This window comes from Tunturiibacter psychrotolerans (genome assembly GCF_051013365.1).
Classification (GTDB): Bacteria; Acidobacteriota; Terriglobia; order Terriglobales; family Acidobacteriaceae; genus Edaphobacter; species Edaphobacter psychrotolerans_A.
Genome location: NZ_CP132941.1, coordinates 5334410 through 5354454 on the forward strand (window position 1 = coordinate 5334410; position 20045 = coordinate 5354454).

A 20045-nucleotide genomic window follows, 5' to 3' on the forward strand; every position below is an offset into this window, starting at 1 on the left:
AAACTCCGAGACAATCTCGCATCTAACAACAGAGGAACCCATGTTTGATCTTGCGGAGTTATGCGAATTGGCAGCGGAAAGTGCAACAAAAGAGCAACGTCAAGGCACACTCGTCCTGGACATACGACACTGGAGACAGTTTGCCTCGTTCCATCTACCAGGTTCTTTGCAAATCGGCCTGTATGGGCCTTTCGCCAGCTGGTCAGCGATCATGATCGAACCTGAGCGAAGGCTGCTGTTGGTTGTCGAGGGTGCAAACGATGCAAGAGAGGCTCAAATTCGTTTGGCAAGAGTGGGCATCGAAGGTGTGATCGGTTACCTGTTGGCGGATGAGGTGAAATGGAGGGAATCGAAACTGCCTCTTGAGGAGGTCGCAATATTAGGCAGTGAAGATCTTCATGAGTGGCGACAGCAGAATGCGCCGTTTAAGATTGTGGATGTTCGTAGCCGTGCTGAGTGGCTAAAGGATCACTTGGCGGGCTCGTCGTGTGAACCGCTGCAGGAACTTAGCGAGGTATCGGCATCACGTCTGGGACAGGATTCGAACGCGGCCATCATCTGCTGTCGAGAGGGATATCGAGCCATGATCGCGGCCAGCTTACTGCTGCGACATGGACTTCGCGAGGTCAGGGTATTGCCCGGCGGGATTGAAATGCAACTTACCACTAAGTTGACGCTATCTCCGCAGATCCAAGTTGAGCAGTTCGATACTGTAACGCAGGGGTAAGCTCCGCCAATCTTCAAGGGTGTTGGTAATGCAAGGTGAGCGATGGTCCATCCACTCTACGCAATACGAGTAGGAGGTAATGCAGTGACGATAGACTTCATTGGCGCAACTTTAAGGCTTTTAGTTGATCCGTATCTTCTGCTCATAGCAGCCGGGCTCGTGTGGGCGAAGACAGACGACAACTAGGCGGACGTCGGTCGATATCGTTCTTGACTTACTTGAAGTATCGAGCAGATTCAGCTGTTGGTTTGCAACCTCGTGGGGCTGGGGAGCGTATCCCAGCGCTGAACATTCCCCACTAAGACCTCGGGTTCTGTGATATCCGGATGTTGTGGGACAGCCTGAGAAGCGAGTGCAAGAATCCAGAAAAAACAAGATTAAACGAGTCCAGCCGCGAACTTCCAGAGACGAAGAACCTCGTCGTCGTCTTCGCATTTCGCGTTTGGGAGCGGCCCTTGATCATCCGTCTCAACCTACCAAGCGGTTAAATAATTGATCAGCTTCTGAATATCGAGAGTCTGCCGTGGGATGCCTAACTCTCAGAGAGACGTGGATTGTCTTTCGGCATCCTTAAATTTGCATTGTCATGGCGCAGCCCTCAGAGGCTAACTCTTCCGGGGGCTTTTCGATAGCGATGGGGCAGTTTATTTTCGCCAGTTTCGATGTGGCTGGCATCTTGAAGTCCGTAGGGAGCGGTGCACTTTACCACTGCAGCAGCAACTACTACTAGTCGAGAGGATGCTTTGCCTTACCCGCATGCGCCGAGTGGTGCCCCGCAAATTGGCAGGTTCGATCCGCAATATCCGCGGGTTGCGTCTTCAGACTACGAGCGATAATGCGACCGTGAGAATTAGCGCCATAACGGAGATGATCGTTTCACAGACGGACCAGGTTTTGATCGTTTGGACGACGCTCATCCCGAAGTACTCCTTCACCAGCCAGAAGCCGCCGTCGTTGACATGAGAAAAGATCAGCGAACCGGCGCCCGTCGCGATGGCGAGCAACTCCGGATGAACTCCCGGGCTATTCAAAGCGATTGGAGCCACAATGCCAGCGGCTGTCGTCATGGCTACGGTTGCTGATCCGGTTGCGAGGCGGAGCAGTGCAGCAAGAATCCAGGCCAGCAGGATCAGAGGAACGTGACTATGCATCGCAAGGACAATAATCGCATTCGATACACCGCTGTCCTGCAGTATCCGTCCGAAGCCGCCGCCCGCGCCAACCAGGAGCGTAATAGTTGCGGTGGGAGCCAGGCATTCATTGCTGAAGCGGAGAATCGTTTCTCGTGAAAAACCCCTCATCTTGCCTAGTGTCACAAAGCTGAACAGCACGCCGATGAGTAAAGCCAGATCATCATTGCCGATCAGGTGCAATCCACCATTTAGAGCGCTTCCACGGGCGGAAATGGTGTCGGCCGAACTCCCGATCAGCATCAAAAAGACCGGCAGCAGGATGGTGAATAAGGTGAGCCCGAAGCTAGGTAGGCTCCGCTTTTCATCGTGATCAGCGAAATCCTTCGCCATCGCATTCTCTGTCCCAAGCTGCACATGCGGCGCAATCAGCTTGGCGAAAATCGGTCCGGCAACCACCGCCGTCGGAATTCCGACGATTAATGCATAAAGAATGGTGCGGCCCACATCAGCCTTGTAAATGGTTACCGCCAGCAGCGCCGCAGGATGTGGCGGCACCAATCCGTGGACCACGGAAAGTCCAGCCAGCATGGGCAAGCCTACCAGGATAAGCGAAGTTCCAGTGCGTCGGACCACGGTGAACACAATCGGAATCAGCAGGACAAAGCCGACCTCGAAGAAAGCAGGCAGGCCCACCAGGAATCCGATCACCACCATGGCCCAAGGGATATTCTTCTCACCAAACAGCCGGATAAGGGTATATGCGATCTGGTCCGCGCCGCCGGATTCTGCCATCATCTTGCCCAGCATTGTGCCCAACGCCACCACGATCGCGATGTGCCCAAGCGTCGAGCCGACACCGGTCTCAAAGGAGTGAATCACGGTAGCGAGCGGCATGCCCACAACCACGGCAAGAGATAGGGCAACGACAATGAGCGTGATTACGGGATTGAGTTTTACTACTGCAATCAGCAGAATCAGGCAAATCACCGATACGAATGCGGAGGTCAGCAAAAAGATACTGTGGTGATCGATCATCGGCGGATCAATTCCCCCGGGCCTTGTAGGCCACACAATCGATCTCCACCTTGCAGTCCACAACCATGCTCGATACGACGCACGCACGCGCTGGGGGATTTTCGCCGAAGTGCTCTTTGAAGACCGCATTGAATGAGGAAAAGTCGCGCGGGTCTTCAAGCCAGACGCCACAGCGCACCACGTGCTCCGGGCCATACCCGGCTTCGTTCAGAATCGATAACAGATTGCGAATCGCCTGCTGCGACTGGGCAACGATATTGCCCGCGATGACCTCACCTTGAACCATCGGAACCTGGCCCGATACATACAGCCATCCGTCTGCTTCGACCGCTCGTGCAAAGGGAAGGTGCTGCCCCCCCGTACCCTTTCCGCCTTCGACTCCGTATCGCTTGATGCTCATCCCCGAACTCCTTAAGATTGAAATACCAAATCATATTCAACTACTGACTGAATCACTGAATCCATGAACTCTCACCGCGAGGCAGAAAGCATCCCCCGCGAACTCCTGTAGCTCCGTCGGTGGTATAGGTGAGGACGCCGTTCACCCATACAGCCGCGATGCCCTGCGCTGGACGTATTGGATCGGAGAACGTTGCCGTGTCAATGATCGTTTCCGGATCGAAGAGCACCAAATCGGCATGATAGTCCTTGCGTATCAATCCACGCTTGCTTAGCCCAAATCTCTGCGCGGGTAGTCCGGTCATCTTGTGAACGGCCTCTGGAAGCGAGAACAATCCTTCGTCGCGGCTATATCGTCCCAGAACACGCGGAAAGGTGCCCCACAGGCGGGGATGCGGTCGCGGGTCGTTAGGTAGGCCATCGGAGCCGATCATAGTTGCAGAGTGGCATAGGATCTGGCGCATGTCGTCCTCGGAGATGCTGTGATAGATTGCGCCGGCCGGTTGCAGTTGTTGCGCCGCCTTCAACTGGCTTGTCTGCCAATGATCTGCAATCTGCGCCAGGGATTGTCCAGCCACCTCCGGATGTGGCGTGCTCCAGGTAATCGTGATGTGAACCCGTTCATCCACCTGGCGAAGATCGAGCGTGCTTGAACCGGCCGCATAGGGATAGCAATCGCAGCCCGCAGGTTGAGACGTTCGCGCGGCCTCCAGCGCATGGAGCACCTCAGCACCGCGGCCCCAGTTGGCGATGCCGGCACACTTCAAGTGAGAGACGATAACCGGCACATGGCTGAGACGACCGACTTCGAAGGCCTCGCGCATCGCATCGAGGATGCCGTCTGTCTCAGTGCGCATGTGCGTTGTGTACACTGCGCCTGCCCCCTCCAGCGGCTTTGCTAACGCGAGCACTTCTTCGGTGGACGCCGCGTAAGCGGAGAGATAGGCCAGGCCAGAACTCAGACCCAGTGCTCCGCCGTCGAGAGCTTCCTGCAATTGCTCTCGCATCGCTTCAATTTCAGCCTCCGTTGCAACGCGATCAAGACTGTCCATATGGTTATTCCGCAGGGCAGTGTGACCGATCAGCACGCCAACGTTCACCGCGGGTTGTGCATCTCGGATGGCGTCGAGATACGTGGCAAACGTTGGATAGCGAAAATCCTCCGCTCCGCCAAGCAGGTTCATGGGGTCAGGCGGCTCGCCGCGCAACGTTACTGGAGTGGCGCTGATGCCGCAGTTGCCGACAATCACCGTGGTAACTCCCTGCGAAATCTTCGGCAGCATCGCTGGTGTGCGAATCACGGCAGTGTCGTCATGGGTGTGGACATCGATAAAACCGGGCGCCAGCACCAGCCCATCGGCGTCGATTGGCTCTCTCGCGTCGTAATCAATTGACGCGCCGATTTCGCAGATTCTGTCATTGCGAATAGCCACATCCAGGAGTTCGAACGCCGCACCAGTGCCATCCAGAACCCGTGCATTACGGATCAGTGTGTCGCAACGTGGCATCCTGGCTCCTTCAAGATATAGGCTATATTCATTCGGGTCATCAGTCCCGCACTCTTTGTTATGGACATCCGTTCGTTGAAAAATCGAAACTCGACGCACACATCCACTCTTTCCGCGATTGCCCTCTTGAATAAAGGAGTGGGCTTTCTTGAGCGAGCGGTCGAACACGAAGAGATTGCACAACTCGACTGGAACCTGCTGAGGGAAGATCTCAGCTTGCCCGCAGCCGTCTTGTATAAAGACAGGATATTGCACAACCTGAACTGGATGCAGCAGTTCATAAACCGCTATGGCGTCCACCTTGCACCCCACGGCAAGACCACCATGGCTCCCAGGTTATTTGAGCTGCAACTACAGGGGGGCGCCTGGGGGATCACACTTGCAACTGCACATCAGACGCTGGTTGCCTACAGTCACGGAGTGCGTCGTGTTCTCATGGCGAATCAACTGATCGGCAAAGAAAATATGTCCATCGTCGCACGGCTGCTCGAGGATCCGGATTTTATTTACTACTGCTTGATCGATTCGGCGGCGCAGGTCGAACAGCTCGGTGCGTTTTTCTCGAAAGGGAAGCAGCGTCTCAACGTGTTGCTCGAGTTGGGAGTAATGGGAGGTCGATCTGGCGTCAGAGACGAGCAGCAGCTACAGGCCGTGTTAGACGCCGTTTCTCGCTGGAGCAGTTCCATCGCTCTCAGCGGGGTCGAAATCTATGAAGGTGTTCTGGTGGAAGAGGCTTCCATACGCGCATTTCTCCAAAGGGCCGTCAACATAACACGCACGCTTGCCGACGAGAGACGTTTTCAGCAATCACCCGTCCTGCTTTCCGGCGCCGGTTCTGCCTGGTATGACGTGGTCGCCGACGAATTCTCCGCTGCAGGTCTTGGAGACACCATCGAAATCGTCCTGCGCCCGGGTTGCTATCTCACACACGATGTAGGTGCGTATCGCGAGGCGCAAGCAAACATCGACCAACGCAATTCTATCGCGCACCAGATGGGTTCAAGTCTTTTGCCCGCGCTTCAGGTCTGGGCCTACGTGCAGTCGATACCAGAGAAAGAGAGAGCGATCATAGGAATGGGGAAACGCGATGCCGCGTTTGATGCCGGTCTTCCGACGCCTGCATTGCACTTCAGGCCAGGAGATGCAGCACCTAAAATGGCTCCCCCGCACTGGTCACTTACCAAAATGATGGATCAGCACGCATACCTGCAAATCACCGGGCAGGATGATCTTCGCGTAGGCGACATGGTCGGCTTCGATATCTCGCATCCTTGCCTGACTTTTGATAAATGGCGTCTGTTACCGGTTCTGAATGCCAACTATCAGGTTGTCGACATCATTCAGACCTTCTTCTAAATAGTCCGCGGAACCTTAAGAGCCGCGTCCTGCTGGAAGTTCCGCACGATGCGGAGGTATTCGGCAGCCTTGTGAGTGATATCTTTGCGCCGCCCCTCGCGAATAGCGTGCGTATCTACGAGGTCTGCGCCAACGCCAAGAGCGAATGCCCCGGATTCCAGGAAATCCCGCGCGGTGGCAAGAGAGACGCCGCCGGTAGGAATCAGGTCTATGTGGGGAAGGGGAGCTTTGAGACTGCGAAGATATTTGGCGCCACCCATGGAGTCGGCGGGAAAGACTTTGACGACGTCGGCGCCGGCGCTCCAGGCAGTAAGGATCTCGGTGGGGGTGAGGGCGCCGGGCAGGACTGCGATAGAGAGACGTTGGCAGAGGGAGATCGTGACCAGATCGAGCGCGGGACTGACGATGAACTCTGCTCCGCTGTCGATCGCACTCTGCGCGGTGTCTGCGTTGAGTGCAGTGCCCGCCCCGACAAGAAGCTCGGCGCGCTCTTTTTTGAGGCGGCTGATGACCAGGAGCGCGTTAGGAACGGTCAGGGTAATCTCCAGAACCTGAATGCCGGCATCCGCGATGGCGAGCGAGAGCTCGAAGGCGTCTTCAGCAGAGGAGGCGCGCAAGACGGGGACGAGGCCGCCGGCGCGCATCAGTTGAAGGACGTCGGATTTGGTTCGTGACATAGCGGGCTCCGTGACGGGTACTAGCGGATTGTGCCTTTGAGCTTTCCGCTCATGAGAGCTTCGACCTCAGAAAGTGTGGACATGGAGGAGTCTCCAGGGGTAGTCATCGCAAGGGCACCGTGAGCGATACCGCAGTTCAGAGACCAGGCGAGGCTTTTACGCTGGAGGAGGCCGTAGATGAATCCCGCAGCAAAGGAGTCTCCTCCACCGACGCGGTCCAGTATCTCCAGATCATCGAAGCGCAATCCATGGTCGGCGTGATCGTGGGCGAAGGCGAACGCGCTCCACCCGTTTCGGTTTGCAGAGGTGGTGTTTCGAACGGTGGTGGCGATAACTTTCAGGGCAGGGAACTCGGCGATGATGCGCTGTGCCATTGCAGAAAAACTTTCAACGGTGTGCCATGCCGGGCGGTGGGCGTGATCTTCGACAGCTGAGGCGATGTCACCCTCGTGGCCGAAGAGGACGTCAACCATGGGGAGGAGAGAGCGATTCACATCGATGGAAGCCTGGCGGCCGCCGCGCGATCTCCACAGGGAGGGACGGTAGTTGCCGTCGAAGCTGACGACGGTATGGTGGCGGCGGGCTGCGATCATGGCTTCGCGTACAACCTCGGTGGACGATTCGCTGAGTGCGGCCATGATGCCTCCGGTGTGAAACCAGCGCACACCTTCGTCGCCGAAGATGGCGTCCCAATCGATCTGGCCTGGCCGAAGCTGGGAGACCGCCGTGTGGCCGCGGTCCATGACGCCGGTGCCGGGGCGAAGCCCGAAGCCGCGCTCGAGAAAGTAAATACCGTTGCGTGACGCCGAGCCGACGCCGTCGAAGGAGTTCCAATGGATGTGGGAGGTGTCGACGCCGCCCTGAGAGATCAGGTCTTCGACGAGACGGCCGATAGGGTTATCGACGAGTGCGGTGGCGATGGTGGTGCGCAGGCCGAAACAGCGACGCAGGCCGCGAGCCACGTTGTATTCGCCGCCACCCTCCCAGACGCGAAAGCTTCGTGCGCCGACGATGCGACCTTCGCCGGGGTCGAAGCGGAGCATGACCTCACCGAGAGAGAGAAGATCCCACCGGCTCTTGTCGGCCGCGCGGATCGGAAGATACTCCATCTTTTCTAATGCGTCGACGTTCGTGGCTTCGATGGGGGTCTCCCGATCTTTCATGCGATGGTTCCTGTGATAGTGAGCTCGATGCAATAACTCAAAAGCCCACAAGTCTGATTGTAGGTGCTCCCGAAGTGTCGCGTTACGTTATGTGCATAAGCTTAAATGTAGTTATAGGCACAGAAACTGAATCAGTGTTGCCCCTCTTTTTAGCGGATTTTGTTGCGCTACAAATAAGTCGCGAAGCAAGAGTTTGCCTTGTTTCGCGACCGGTTATTGTGCGACAACGCTGATTTGAGCGAAGGTATGCTGGCCCTTGCAATCTGTGCCCGCTCTACGGAGCCACGGCGAAACTGCCATGTAACGATGCGTTAGAGTCCTCTCCCACCCATAGGTCAAAGTGGGTGTCGTCCTGCACCCAGGAGCGAGTGGCGGCGCTCCAGTATGTAAGGTCGGCTTTGTCTATGTTGAAGTGCACGGTCTTTGTCTCTCCCGGAGCGACCGTGACTCGATGGAAGCCCTTCAGCTCGCGGACTGGGCGAGAACTGGTTCCTGATTGCTGATGCAAGTACAACTGTGCGACCTCATCGGCCGTGACAGTACCACTGTTCCGTACATCGACCATAACGTCCAGACCCTCGCCTCTGCGAATTTGATCATGGCTGATACGCAGGTTCGAGAACTGGAAATTCGTATAGCTCAGCCCATAGCCAAAGGGGAACAGTGGTGTGCTCTCCTCATTCCAGTAACGAGTACCCTGTTTATCTGGCTGGTGGGTGACGTCATGCGAATAAAAGATGGGCACCTGCCCCACGTCCCGCGGCCAATCGTATGGCAGCTTTCCAGCCGGAACAGCCTTGCCATACAGTAGATTGGCGATCGCGATGCCTCCCTCTGTTCCGGGATACCATGCGTCGAGGATGGCAGGAATATTCTTGCTTGCCCACCTCAGTTCCAGAGGGCGCGCGCTCATCAAAACCAAAACGACTGGCTTACCAGTGGCAGCGACGGCCTCGAGCAGCTCCTGCTGCCGCCCCGGTAGTTCGAGCGATGAGCGAGAGGCCGCTTCACCATCCATATTCTGCCTCTCACCCAGAACCATCACCACCACGTCAGCGCTGCGCGCCGTCTGAACTGCTTTGTCGAACTCCTGCTTCTGCTCAGCTTCTGCCCACACTGGGGTCTTATCACCACCAAAGATCGCATCAAACATGGAAGGGAACTTGCGCGAGATCTGCACCCCTTGGGAATAGTTCAATTGTGTACCCTGTGGGGCTACCTGTTTCAGACCTTCCAGTACTGAAACACTCTCCTGTTCCTTGTTCACGAACACCCACGGGCCGGTAATGTCCCGCTTTGAGTCAGCCAATGGACCTATGACGGCAATATTTTTGTTGCCGGAACCCTGCAACGGCAAGAGCGCATGCTCGTTTCGCAAAAGAACAGCAGAACGTTCAGCTGCCCGCAGCGACTCTTGTTTTTGCTCCGTAGCTCCGAGAACCTGCGCGGCCCTGGCCTCATCCACGTAGGGGTTTTCGAATAAGCCGAGACGGATTTTTGTTTCGAGAATGGGGCGTACAGCGGCGTCTAGTTGTTCGCTAGTGATCTTGCCTGCCTTGTACTCCGCCGGCAGATTGTCATAGGCGTCCTTGGTCACTGCCATCTCCATGTTTACGCCTGCCGTAAATGCGCGCATTGCAGCGTCTGCTTTGTCAGCGGCAAACCCATGTGTCTGTAAGTCGTTTACCGCATTCGCATCACTTACTACGAAGCCCCCAAAGTTCCATTCGCCTCGTAGAACATCATGCAGCAGCCAGCGATTTCCAGTTGCCGGAACTCCATTTAGGTCCATGTAAGCGCTCATGATTGAGCCGACCCCGGCGTCCACGGCACTCTTAAAGGGAGGCAGATAGACATTGCGAAGCTGTGCGTCGGAAAGATCTACGGAGTCGTAGTCTCGGCCTCCTTCTGCAGCCCCATAGCCAGCAAAATGCTTTGCGGTAGCCACGATGTGATCCGGGGCTCCGATGTACGCTCCCTGAAAGCCGCGAACCTGAGCGGCAGCGACCGCACTCCCCAGATAAGGATCCGCTCCCGCGCCCTCGACAATGCGACCCCATCTCGGATCTCGCGCTATGTCCACCATCGGCGCGAACGACCAGTCAATTCCGACAGCGCGCGCTTCCTTTGCCGCTGCAGCCTGTGCTCGCTCTATGGTGTCCGGATCCCACGACGCCGCCATAGCGATCGGGACGGGAAAGATGGTTCGGAGGCCATGAATTACATCGAAGCCAAAGATTAAGGGAATATGAAGCCGGCTTTGATCCACTGCAACGTGCTGCAGATGATTAATGACACTCGGGTCTGTCACAAACAGTAGGGAACCGAGCTGACCCTTTGCGATGCGGCTCTCCATCGCGGCGTCGGGCTTCGTGAAGAGAAATAGCTGACTCAACTGACCGGCCTTTTCCTCTGGAGTCATCTGCTGAAGCAGAGCATCCGCACGTTGTCTCACCTTCGCATCCTGCATCGAAGGCTTCGTGTTTTGCGCCTCCTGAGCCACGCCCCGCGGCAGAATAGTAGGCGGGAAGATCATGCTGATTGTTGCGAAACTGGCCAGCAGCTTGCGCTGAAGCACACCTTGATTTCGTCCGAGTAGCGTCGGTGAAGATTTTGCAACCGCAGGGTGAAATTTCATAGACAGCCATAGTACCCGCCGCGAGACGAGCCCGACAATTTCCTTAAGAATTCTTAAGGTTCATCGCTGTGGCGGAACCCCATGTTGATCCCGAAAAGTCGGTCACGCTCTCGTTTCCAGATCCGTGATGGCCGCGATCTTTAATGTTCGCCGGAAGAGCTGGGACTTCTCTGCGGTTGCCCCTGAAGGATGCGGTTGACGACAACAAAGAAATAGCCCATCGACAAGCTGCACATCAGGACGCCGACAAGGCCTTCGAGCGGCGCGAGGAGTCGGTAGGACTTGGCAAGCACGATATCGCCATAGCCGACGGTTGTGTAGGTAACTCCGGAGAAGTAGAAGGCTGCTTCAGCGTCGGGAAGGTAACCGCGCCAGAGATAGAAAAGTGCCCAGAGGGTGATCTCCGTGAGGTGCAACAGGAGCAGCCACCAGACGACGCGCAGGAGGGTCCTACTGATGGCGAAAGGAGTAGTTGGTGGATGGGCACCCGTCCTAGTTGAATAGCGCAGCAGCAAAGAGATGCCTGCAGCGTGCATGCAGATAGTGCAAGCCGCTAGAAGGAACGCGGAGAGTAGGATAGAGAGCATTCCTTATTCTGGCATCCCAGGCATCCAGCGATTCATCGGTGCTCGAAAGGAACACACGGTTCAATCCGACCAGCCGCCTCTTCGGGCGGCGCTGCTCGGCGGCATAATCGAGGCGTTAGACAGAGTTGCACAGCCACCAGACCGTCATCTCACGGAATGTGACCACCAACTTATTCGAGAGACACATTCGGCCGGTATTTCTAGGCCTGTGATTACTCCATCGACTTGGAGCGGGACGGTCAGCCGAGACTGCGTTCGTGGAGTTTATCCGTTATGTCCGAAACGGGGAAGTGGACTCCGCTCCCCGGCCCGATGACTGCCCGCAGCGATTTATCGTCACGTCAGCATTAATTCGTGACTGCAAATTCTACTGAACCTCACACTGATCTAGCTTGGCTTCATCCATCAGGCGGATGCAGGCGCAACGGACATACAGCTATTATGTTCCCTGCATACAGTGACAGATGTTGGGGATCGATTCCGCGCTTTGGGTAGAATTTGTCTGGTCCAAATCGGGCGTTGGTTCCTCAGCCAGTTGTTGCTAATGATGATTTCGAGGCGAAAATAATGAATCGGCGAGATTTTCTGCGAGCAAATGGCTCCATCTGTGCTGGTTGGGCCCTCTCCAGGGCGATGCCAGTCCTGGCGAATACCCCTTCAGCAGACGGATGGCGAACTTTCGAGGTCGTTACCAAGGTTGAGTTATTGAAGCCTGACGGTATCGGTCATATCTGGCTACCGGCCCCGCTGATTCGCAACACGCCCTATCAACACACAACTTCGACCCGTTTCATCGCAGAGGGTGGAACGGCCACGCTGATCAAGGACAAGCAAAGCGCTCTCGGGATCGTGTCAGCGATGTATCCTGCAAACGCGAAGCCGATGCTGGCCTTGACCAGTCGCGTCGCGCTGAAAAACTACTCCGTTGATTTGTCCTCCCGGAGAACAGCACCAGCGGGTTCACAGACTGAACTGAATTACTTCCTTCAGCCTAGCCAGTATGTGCCGACAGACGGCATTGTCAAACAGACTGCGCTGAAGGCGACCGCTGGAGCGACCACCGATATCGAGAAGGCGCGAGCAATTTATGAGTGGGTCGTGGCAAATACCTTCCGAAATCCGAAGATCCGTGGCTGTGGCCGTGGCGATATTCGATTCATGCTGGAGTCAGGCGATATGGGCGGCAAATGTGCCGACTTGAACGCTCTGTATGTCGGCCTGGCCCGCTCGGTGGGCTTGCCGGCTAGGCATGTCTATGGATTGCGGATCGCAAAATCCGACCTTGGCTACAAGAGCCTCGGACTGGCGACCGATATAGCAACGAAGGGACAGCACTGTCGCGCGGAAGTCTACCTGCATGGGTATGGATGGGTGCCTGTGGATCCAGCCGATGTACGCAAGGTAGCCTTGGAAGAGCCACCCGGGAATCGTCCACTGAGCGATGAAATCGTGTCGCGGGCGCGGAATGATTTGTTTGGGTCATGGGAGATGAATTGGATGGCATACAACTACGCGCATGATGTTGTCCTGCCAGGATCGGCCAACAAACCGTTGGTGTACTTCATGTATCCGCAGGCCGAAACCTCCGGCGGACGGATCGATCCGTTCGATCCGGATAACTTTAAATATGAGATTACGGTGAAAGAAATTAGCTAGTCGCTCTGGTGCTACTCTTCACATCCAAACTCGCTGTCAGTCAGGAAGCACTGCCAGTGAGGAGATCTGAATTTAGGGATTGCCCGCTGCACTCTGTAGGGCGGCAGCCAGATCGTTGGGATGAAACCCGAATGGCCCAGGGTTGCTTTTATAGACAACACGGCCGGCTGCGATCAGATACATTCGATCCGGCCATCCGGTGTATGCGGTCTCAACCTGATTGTCGAAGCCATCGATCACAGCGGGAAATTTGATCCCTAGCCTCCTCACGCATGCACCAGCGACTGAGGCGCGCTCCTCCTCATCGCGTGGACTGCGAAAAAGTACCTTGTCCTTCACATTGCTCTGCATCTCCCATATATCGGTGGGATGAGCTTCAAGGATGTAAACGGCGTAGAAATCAACCTTGCCCTTGTACTGCTCTGCCAATTTGTTCAGGGCGGGAACCTCCCGTCGAAAGGGCGGTCAAGTAAAGCTGCCGAAGATGAGAACAGCCGGCTTATCGCTCCAAAGGGACGCCAGTTGCACGGGTGTTCTCGTATCTAGTGTCTTGACGGTGAAATCGGGTGCGGGATCGCCGATCTTAAGATTACCTTTACGGGCGTCTGTCCACATCGTTTCAAATGGGAAGAGAAAGTACGCAGGCATCGGCATTCCTGCCATGACATGCCCGAAGACTTCGGGCGACTGGCGCATGGCCCAATTGATATATCCCACGAAACCAAGCCAAAGGCAGAGGAGCACTGCAACTGTGCCCCACAGCAGCCGTTTTGTACTCTTCTTCACAGTCATTGACTTAACTCTCTCGATCATCGCATCGTCAAGTTCAAAATGAGGACGGGTATAGGAGCAAGCAGCGTGGCACCGTAGAGCATTGGGATAGGCCCCGGCCGTACTGACAGGTCTCCTAAGCCTCAGCTATCACGGCAACGGAAATCTTCAGGCCCGAAATGCGGACGGGGAGTTTGGCGCCCTGGCGTGCAGGTGGATCAGTAGGGAACCATCGGACCCACTCCTCGTTCATACCGGCGAACTCATCTTCGTCCGCCAAAATGACCGTAGCACTGACAACCTTGTCCAGCGAGCTTCCAGCAGCCTCTAAAATCGCGGCTATATTTGTCAAGCATTGCCGTGTTTGCTCCTGAATCGTGGTTCCCTTAATTTGACCTGTCGCAGGATCGGTCGGCGCTGTGCCCGAAACGAAGACAAGGCCCGCTGCTTTCACAGCCTGGCTATACGTAGGCGAGGGCTTTGCTGCTTTAGAAGTAAAAACTATATCGCGCGGCATGATCGACCTCCTTGTAACGTTGAGCCGTCGCACGGGCCTTGCAGCCGTAGGAACCCATGTGAGCTTTGGACGTCTGTTCAGGTAAACATTACTCCGGCTCAGAAGGTATAGGTGCCTGAACTTAGAGGACTCGCCTCCGAGAGCATAGTCGGTTTACCTGAAATCATTCCAGGTCAGGTAAATCTGCGTTCATCTCATGGCGCGGAGCGGAGTAGAACAATTCCGTCTTCTCATGTTCACCTGGAGGTGGTATCGTCCGCTATATTCTCCTCGATCTGCACCTATTGAACCTGGATCGACAGCGCAGGAGCCGCGCTTAGGTGGCTCTTCGGAGCTATTTATAATGTTTGAAGCCTGCTCGGACTCGAGCTGAGATCTTACCTGTTCCATGGTTGGTAGGTTATCTATTTCGGCATTTCTAATGTATTTACGCACGTTCTCGACGGCATCGAAATAGGTGGCTAGCTGAGTATCTTTCTGGACGGTCCAGCATGCGTCGATAGGTGTCATAGAACTCTGACTCGCCGTATCGGAATGCTTTGAAATTAGCGTCAACTTTAAGAGGATAGTCCAGCAGATCGTGTAGTAATGCATCCTTCGATATGTCTCAGCCTGCTTCTTCCAAAACAGCAAAGTCCCGGTCATACGCGAGTAATGCTGAGTCAGGCGTAACTTGGCGTCTTCGGAGAAATTGGGAGAGTGTTCAAATGAAGATCCACCAGGGTGAAGCGGAATCTTTCTGAACACGGCTATGAAGATGGGTATCGCCGATATCAAGGCAGCACCAACGTACACACCTGTGCCAATGAGCCATAAGTATTGCTCGGTTTGGTGGCTCCAGTCCATCGCAAACGATTCTATAGCAGGCGTATTATCGTGATCGTCGTTAGATACCGGAAGAGGCGGGACATCCTTCGCCAGTGTCCGGTTCTAGGTGGTAAGGACGTTGTTTCACATATTATGTTATTACTACTTCACGACTCGTTGACGGGAGACATCTTATACGTCTGTTAGCGGGAGTCGGCAAGCAGGAAATGACGTCGTACTCAAGCGTTTGGCTGGTCCTCCGTGGACCTGATTCTCGGGAACGTTCTTTGCGATTAGCCTCAAGAAACTTCGCCCCTATTTCAGCGGCAAACACTCGAAACGGAAATGGTAAGAGCCGGAGGTCAAAGGGAGGATTCCAGAGTTGCAAGGTTTGGACATGAATCATTTTCCGATAGGTTTTGTAAATCACCATAGCGGCCGAGTAAATGTGCAACTTGATGGCAGCCCAAACCGTCCATTGAAGAGCACCAACCCTCGCGTCTAACTCTCGATTCCTCAGAGGCTCTATGGCAAAGCATCCCCCCGACCCAGAAATCGAAGTTCCTTCAGCCGTCGATACGGAGTCTTATCCTGATTCGGCTGCAGTAGCTCCCTCCGAAACCCCACCGAACAACCGCCTCAGCCGACGTTCCTTCCTCTCGCATCTTGGAGCCGCAGGCCTCGCCGTCGCGGCGCCTCCAGTGCTCGCATCGACCTCGACCCCGGTAGCTCCTCCACCGGTTGCGAGCGAAGAAGGTCTCACTGAAGGCACGATAGCCATCAATCTCAGGGTGAACGGGCAGTCCCATGCTCTCCAACTTGACCCCCGTACTACTCTGCTCGACTGTCTCCGCGAGAACCTTGCGCTGTCCGGCACCAAGAAAGGCTGCGACCACGGTCAATGCGGAGCATGCACGGTCCACGTTAACGGTCGCCGGGTCAACTCCTGTCTCTCCTTCGCCGTCATGCATCGGAACGACGAGATCACAACGATCGAAGGTATTGGTCAGCCCGATCATCTCCATCCCATGCAGGTCGCTTTCATCGAGCATGACGGCTACCAGTGTGGCTACTGTACCTCAGGACAGATCATGTCCGCCGTCGCGGTGCTGAAAGAGAACGTCGGGCCTACGGATGCGGACGTCAAGCAGGCGATGTACGGCAACATCTGTCGCTGCGGTGCCTACTCGAACATCGTCGCGGCCGTACAGCAGGTCCGCCACAGCTCCTAGCCTTACAGCAGGGAATCAACCGGAGTCGAACCATGAATACCTTCACCTTCACGCAACCCACCACCGTTGATCAGGCAGTCCAATCTGCCGCCAAGTCCGCGACAGCCCAGCAAGGGGCTCAGATCCGCTTCATCGCCGGGGGCACTACGCTGGTCGATCTCATGAAGCTCAACGTCGAGCGTCCACGTGAGATCGTTGACATTAATATTCTTCCTCTTGATCGGGTCGAACCCAGTCCCAATCGCGGCCTGGTCGTCGGGGCCCTCGCCCGCAACTCCGATGTCGCTCATCATGCGACAGTTCTTCGCGACTACCCGGTTCTCTCGCAGGCCCTGCTATCCGGCGCTTCACCGCAGTTGCGTAACATGGCCACTACCGGCGGCAATCTTCTTCAACGTACACGTTGCGTCTACTTCCGCGACACAGCCCACGCCTGCAACAAACGAGAGCCCGGCACTGGTTGTTCAGCCATCGGCGGCCACAACCGCATGCTTGCGATCCTCGGCACTAGCAAGGACTGCATCGCAACCAACCCCTCCGACCAGAACGTCGCGCTCACCGCGCTCGAAGCCACAATTCAAATCCAGGGCTCCAAAGGCAAGCGAAGCGTTCCTATCCATGACTTCTACCTCGTTCCCGGCTCCACTCCCAACCGCGAGAATCTTCTGGAGCCTGGCGAGATCATAACCAGCGTTACACTGCCCCCACCGATTGCTGGCGCAAACTCCACCTACCTCAAACTCCGCGACCGCGCAGCCTACGAGTTCGCGCTTGCATCCGCCGCAATCGTCATGAAGGTTTCAGATGGGAAGATCCAGCACATCCGCGTTGCGCTGGGGGGCGTAGGCACGAAACCCTGGCGTTCCTTCGAAGCAGAGAAGGCGCTCGAAGGACACTCCCCGGATCGGGCCACGTTCGTAAAAGCGGCAGAAGCCGCTTTGAAAGACGCCAAGCCCGCCAGCGAAAATGCATTCAAAGTCGAGCTATCGCGTCGCTGCATCGTCCGCGCCCTCGCCATGTCCACCAAGTCCGCGTAGGTAATAGCCGTTCGCACAACCGCAGGAGAATCTCAATGCTATTCAGCGAATTCCTCGAGTTCATCCAAGCCGACAAAGCCGGCCCAAATGGCCACATCCAGGCCTCCACCGCTGAGCCCACCGCAGTAATCGGTGCTTCGCTCTCGCGCGTCGACGGCCCACTCAAGACGACCGGCTCCGCCCGCTACGCCTCCGATTACAACTTCCCCGGCATGGTCTACGCCGTCCCAGTCGGAGCCACGATCGCCTCCGGCAAGATAGGCAACATCGATACGTCTGCCGCCGAGAAGATGCCCGGCGTCCTCACAATCCTTCACCACAGCAACTTCGACCATGTCTACCGAAACGCCTCTGGCGGACGCAACAGCGAGCAACGTCCACCCTTTGAAGACGACACCGTCTACTACTGGGGCCAATACGTCGCGCTGGCCATAGCCGAAACCTTTGCGCAGGCGCAAGCCGCAGCCGCCGCTGTCAACATCGCCTACACGCCAGACCAATTCAGCGTAGCCACTGATCTCAGCGATCCCATGCCCGCCATCGGCGCACCTGGAGGCCCAAAAATACTCAGCCACCGTGGAGACCCCGAAGCCGTTTTCGCCTCAGCTCCGGTCAAAATCGACTACACCTACACCACGCCCGCCGAGACCCACAACCCAATGGAGATGCACGCCACCGTCGCAGTCTTTGACGGGAAAAAGTTCACCCTCTACGAAAGCTCCCAGGGCGTAATGAACCACCTGAACGTCATGTCTCAGGTCCTCGGCGTGCCCAAAGAAAACGTAGAGGTGATCTCCCGCTTTATCGGCTCTGGCTTCGGCGGCAAGCTCTTTCCCTGGCCCCACTCTGCACTCGCAGCAGTCGCCGCACGCCGCCTCAACCGGCCCGTCAAACTAACCCTCTCACGCAAGATGATGTTTGCCAACGTAGGCCATCGTCCACGCACGCAACAGCGCATGCGCCTCGGCGCAACTCCCGACGGCAAGCTCCTCTCACTCAGCCAGGACTATCGCAACCACACCTCCATCAATGACGACATCCGCGAAAACTGCGGCGAAGCCACACCATTCCTCTACAGCACCGCCAATCTCCAAGTCTCCTCCGCTCTCGTCCGTCGCAACATCGGAACCCCCACACCGATGCGCGGCCCCGGCGCCGTTCCCGGCCTCTTCGCCCTCGAGTCAGCCATGGACGAGCTCGCCATCAAGCTCCAAAAAGATCCCGTACAACTCCGCCTCTCGCTCGACACCCTCACAGACGAAGAGAAGAATAAACCTTTCTCCTCCCGTCACCTCAAGGAGTGTCTCGAAGTGGGCTCCAAAAAATTCGGTTGGGAAAAGCGCACGCCAGCCGTAGGGTCCATGCGCAAAGGCGATCTCATCCTCGGATGGGGCGTTGCCGCCGCTTCATGGTCTGCCGGTCGCGGCGTCTCCGAAGCATCAGTCAGCCTCAACATCGACGGCTCCGCCCGCGTCAGCTCCGGCAGCCAGGACCCCGGCACCGGCACCTACACCGTCATCGCTCAAATCGTCAGCGACAAGACCGGCATCCCCCTCAGCCGCATAGACTCCGTCCTCGGCAGCAGCTCGCTTCCCCCCGGACCCACCTCTGGAGGTTCAACCGCCACCGCCACCATCATTCCCTCCGTCGCCGAAGCCGCCGTCAAGGCCATCAAAGTCGTCCTCACCACTGCGGGCTCTGCCAAGGGCTCACCCTTCTTTGGCAAACAGCCCACCGACCTCGCCATGTCCTCAGGTCGCGTTCACCTCAAAGATCAGTCACCCGACTCCGGCGTCCCCTTTCAAGAGATCCTCAAGCTCGCCAACCTCGCCAGCGCCAACGGAGAAGGGAAGACCGGCGGCTATGGCTCCGACACCGACGGCAAAAACTTCTCCAGCCACTCCTTCGGTGCTCAGTTTGTAGAGGTCGAGTGGGATCCAGGCATCTGCCATCTCCGTGTAAGCCGCGTAGTCAGTGTCGTCGACGCCGGCCGCATCATCAATGCAAAGACCGCGCGTAATCAGATGGCAGGAGCCGTCGTCATGGGCATCGGTATGGGCTTGCTCGAATCCACCACTTACGATCCTCGCAACGGCCACCCCATCAACGACAACTTCGCCGACTACATCGTCCCCACCTCCGCCGACCATCCCGAAATCGACGTGACCTTTCTCGACATTCCAGACCCCATGATCGGAGAGTACGGCGCCCGCGGCATCGGCGAGATCGGTCTCGCCGGAATTGCCCCAGCCATCACGGCAGCGGTCTATCACGCCACCGGGGTCCGAGTACGCGATCTACCCGTCCGCGTCGAAGACCTCATCACCGCCACAATCGCTATCTAGACCCTGCAATCCAGCCCTCGAGCTTAGGATGCGTAGGCAGTCACCTCTTTCGCCACAACGGACGGGTCCGTTCGAGCCATGCGTAGATGAGAAGAAGGCTACCGATTTCCTGGCTACTACCTCCGATATCAGCGCAATAGTAAGTGGGTAGTGACAGGACAACGAAGATGACCCCGAAGCAGATTGAGGTGACGGTCCCAGAATAGAGGGAGGCCTGTGCCCCCGCTACGCTCCCCAAATGGAAGATCAAGATGACGGAGAAGATCGAGGCCTGTTATGGAGCGTCGAATGCGGGCTTCTCAACGGCCTTCGACACACTGACTCTTGCTGCGGGGGCGTCCTACGCCATGGCTCAGGAGACAATTCGCAATACTGTTGCTGAATACAATTGGTGCCGCCACGACTGCAGCGTTCTGCTTGCGGCTTCACTTAGACCTGCAAGGTTATGTGAGTAATT

16 protein-coding genes and 1 pseudogene are annotated in these 20045 nt (G+C 56.5%); 7 read left to right on the top strand and 10 right to left on the bottom strand.

The window, feature by feature from the left end:
- The first annotated feature begins 40 nt into the window (after window positions 1-40).
- Window positions 41-727 (top strand): rhodanese-like domain-containing protein, encoded by a 687-nt coding sequence (locus RBB76_RS22795; protein WP_429630916.1) that lies wholly within the window; start codon window positions 41-43, stop codon window positions 725-727.
- A gap of 818 nt (window positions 728-1545) precedes the next feature.
- Here the strand turns inward: RBB76_RS22795 and RBB76_RS22800 are convergent.
- Genes RBB76_RS22800 through RBB76_RS22810 form a run of 3 tightly spaced genes read right to left on the bottom strand, consistent with a single transcriptional unit; the run spans window position 1546 to window position 4802 of the window.
- A complete protein-coding gene (locus RBB76_RS22800) occupies window positions 1546-2895 on the bottom strand; it encodes a gluconate:H+ symporter (protein WP_433963483.1) in 1350 nt (449 codons plus the stop codon).
- A gap of 7 nt (window positions 2896-2902) precedes the next feature.
- Complete coding sequence (locus RBB76_RS22805; RefSeq protein ID WP_353062439.1) at window positions 2903-3295, bottom strand: RidA family protein; 393 nt, start codon at window positions 3293-3295, stop codon at window positions 2903-2905.
- A 52-nt stretch (window positions 3296-3347) separates the two neighbouring features.
- Window positions 3348-4802: an N-acyl-D-amino-acid deacylase family protein gene (locus RBB76_RS22810; RefSeq protein WP_429630911.1), complete on the bottom strand. Its 1455-nt coding sequence runs from the start codon at window positions 4800-4802 to the stop codon at window positions 3348-3350.
- A 60-nt stretch (window positions 4803-4862) separates the two neighbouring features.
- Between RBB76_RS22810 and RBB76_RS22815 the strand changes: the two genes are divergently transcribed.
- Window positions 4863-6158 (top strand): amino acid deaminase, encoded by a 1296-nt coding sequence (locus tag RBB76_RS22815; RefSeq protein ID WP_429630909.1) that lies wholly within the window; start codon window positions 4863-4865, stop codon window positions 6156-6158.
- On the opposite strand, the gene RBB76_RS22820 is transcribed toward RBB76_RS22815, so the two are convergent.
- The 4 genes from RBB76_RS22820 to RBB76_RS22835 form a co-directional block, all read right to left on the bottom strand.
- The gene (locus RBB76_RS22820) at window positions 6155-6835 is read right to left on the bottom strand and encodes a bifunctional 4-hydroxy-2-oxoglutarate aldolase/2-dehydro-3-deoxy-phosphogluconate aldolase (RefSeq protein ID WP_429630907.1); all 681 of its coding nucleotides are present in this window, start codon (window positions 6833-6835) and stop codon (window positions 6155-6157) included. The genes RBB76_RS22815 and RBB76_RS22820 overlap by 4 nt on opposite strands.
- Before the next feature lie 20 nt (window positions 6836-6855).
- Window positions 6856-7998, bottom strand: a complete 1143-nt coding sequence (locus RBB76_RS22825; protein ID WP_429630905.1) for a PfkB family carbohydrate kinase — start codon at window positions 7996-7998, stop codon at window positions 6856-6858.
- Between the two features lie 274 nt (window positions 7999-8272).
- The gene (gene bglX / locus RBB76_RS22830) at window positions 8273-10636 is read right to left on the bottom strand and encodes a beta-glucosidase BglX (RefSeq protein WP_429630903.1); all 2364 of its coding nucleotides are present in this window, start codon (window positions 10634-10636) and stop codon (window positions 8273-8275) included.
- Window positions 10637-10776: 140 nt separating this feature from the next.
- Window positions 10777-11223: a potassium channel family protein gene (locus RBB76_RS22835; protein ID WP_429630901.1), complete on the bottom strand. Its 447-nt coding sequence runs from the start codon at window positions 11221-11223 to the stop codon at window positions 10777-10779.
- Between the two features lie 567 nt (window positions 11224-11790).
- Here RBB76_RS22835 and RBB76_RS22840 point away from each other — a divergent pair.
- The gene (locus RBB76_RS22840) at window positions 11791-12879 is read left to right on the top strand and encodes a transglutaminase domain-containing protein (protein ID WP_429630899.1); all 1089 of its coding nucleotides are present in this window, start codon (window positions 11791-11793) and stop codon (window positions 12877-12879) included.
- Between the two features lie 72 nt (window positions 12880-12951).
- Here RBB76_RS22840 and RBB76_RS22845 read toward each other — a convergent pair.
- The 3 genes and pseudogenes from RBB76_RS22845 to RBB76_RS22855 form a co-directional block, all read right to left on the bottom strand.
- A pseudogene (locus tag RBB76_RS22845) lies at window positions 12952-13332 on the bottom strand (deiodinase-like protein); the annotation flags it as partial.
- 12 nt (window positions 13333-13344) lie between these two features.
- The gene (locus tag RBB76_RS22850) at window positions 13345-13671 is read right to left on the bottom strand and encodes a hypothetical protein (RefSeq protein ID WP_429630897.1); all 327 of its coding nucleotides are present in this window, start codon (window positions 13669-13671) and stop codon (window positions 13345-13347) included.
- A 115-nt stretch (window positions 13672-13786) separates the two neighbouring features.
- A complete protein-coding gene (locus RBB76_RS22855; protein ID WP_429630895.1) occupies window positions 13787-14167 on the bottom strand; it encodes a RidA family protein in 381 nt (126 codons plus the stop codon).
- Window positions 14168-15501: 1334 nt separating this feature from the next.
- Between RBB76_RS22855 and RBB76_RS22860 the strand changes: the two genes are divergently transcribed.
- From RBB76_RS22860 to RBB76_RS22875, 4 genes are all read left to right on the top strand, one after another.
- Complete coding sequence (locus tag RBB76_RS22860) at window positions 15502-16206, top strand: (2Fe-2S)-binding protein (RefSeq protein ID WP_429630893.1); 705 nt, start codon at window positions 15502-15504, stop codon at window positions 16204-16206.
- 32 nt (window positions 16207-16238) lie between these two features.
- On the top strand, window positions 16239-17243 hold the full coding sequence (locus RBB76_RS22865; RefSeq protein WP_429630891.1) for an FAD binding domain-containing protein: 1005 nt from the start codon (window positions 16239-16241) through the stop codon (window positions 17241-17243).
- Between the two features lie 35 nt (window positions 17244-17278).
- Window positions 17279-19588, top strand: a complete 2310-nt coding sequence (locus RBB76_RS22870; RefSeq protein WP_429630889.1) for a xanthine dehydrogenase family protein molybdopterin-binding subunit — start codon at window positions 17279-17281, stop codon at window positions 19586-19588.
- A 251-nt stretch (window positions 19589-19839) separates the two neighbouring features.
- Complete coding sequence (locus tag RBB76_RS22875; RefSeq protein WP_429630887.1) at window positions 19840-20043, top strand: hypothetical protein; 204 nt, start codon at window positions 19840-19842, stop codon at window positions 20041-20043.
- Window positions 20044-20045 lie beyond the last annotated feature (2 nt).

What these genes read in the sequence shown, in the direction of transcription:
- RBB76_RS22860 (WP_429630893.1), top strand. Translation starts at nt 15,502, where the DNA reads ATGGCAAAGCATCCCCCCGACCCAGAAATCGAAGTTCCTTCAGCCGTC.
- RBB76_RS22810 (WP_429630911.1), bottom strand. Translation starts at nt 4,802, where the DNA reads ATGCCACGTTGCGACACACTGATCCGTAATGCACGGGTTCTGGATGGC.
- RBB76_RS22870 (WP_429630889.1), top strand. Translation starts at nt 17,279, where the DNA reads ATGCTATTCAGCGAATTCCTCGAGTTCATCCAAGCCGACAAAGCCGGC.
- RBB76_RS22855 (WP_429630895.1), bottom strand. Translation starts at nt 14,167, where the DNA reads ATGCCGCGCGATATAGTTTTTACTTCTAAAGCAGCAAAGCCCTCGCCT.
- RBB76_RS22840 (WP_429630899.1), top strand. Translation starts at nt 11,791, where the DNA reads ATGAATCGGCGAGATTTTCTGCGAGCAAATGGCTCCATCTGTGCTGGT.
- RBB76_RS22875 (WP_429630887.1), top strand. Translation starts at nt 19,840, where the DNA reads ATGACGGAGAAGATCGAGGCCTGTTATGGAGCGTCGAATGCGGGCTTC.
- RBB76_RS22865 (WP_429630891.1), top strand. Translation starts at nt 16,239, where the DNA reads ATGAATACCTTCACCTTCACGCAACCCACCACCGTTGATCAGGCAGTC.
- RBB76_RS22835 (WP_429630901.1), bottom strand. Translation starts at nt 11,223, where the DNA reads ATGCTCTCTATCCTACTCTCCGCGTTCCTTCTAGCGGCTTGCACTATC.
- RBB76_RS22800 (WP_433963483.1), bottom strand. Translation starts at nt 2,895, where the DNA reads ATGATCGATCACCACAGTATCTTTTTGCTGACCTCCGCATTCGTATCG.
- RBB76_RS22795 (WP_429630916.1), top strand. Translation starts at nt 41, where the DNA reads ATGTTTGATCTTGCGGAGTTATGCGAATTGGCAGCGGAAAGTGCAACA.
- RBB76_RS22820 (WP_429630907.1), bottom strand. Translation starts at nt 6,835, where the DNA reads ATGTCACGAACCAAATCCGACGTCCTTCAACTGATGCGCGCCGGCGGC.
- RBB76_RS22825 (WP_429630905.1), bottom strand. Translation starts at nt 7,998, where the DNA reads ATGAAAGATCGGGAGACCCCCATCGAAGCCACGAACGTCGACGCATTA.
- RBB76_RS22815 (WP_429630909.1), top strand. Translation starts at nt 4,863, where the DNA reads ATGGACATCCGTTCGTTGAAAAATCGAAACTCGACGCACACATCCACT.
- RBB76_RS22850 (WP_429630897.1), bottom strand. Translation starts at nt 13,671, where the DNA reads ATGACTGTGAAGAAGAGTACAAAACGGCTGCTGTGGGGCACAGTTGCA.
- bglX (WP_429630903.1), bottom strand. Translation starts at nt 10,636, where the DNA reads ATGAAATTTCACCCTGCGGTTGCAAAATCTTCACCGACGCTACTCGGA.
- RBB76_RS22805 (WP_353062439.1), bottom strand. Translation starts at nt 3,295, where the DNA reads ATGAGCATCAAGCGATACGGAGTCGAAGGCGGAAAGGGTACGGGGGGG.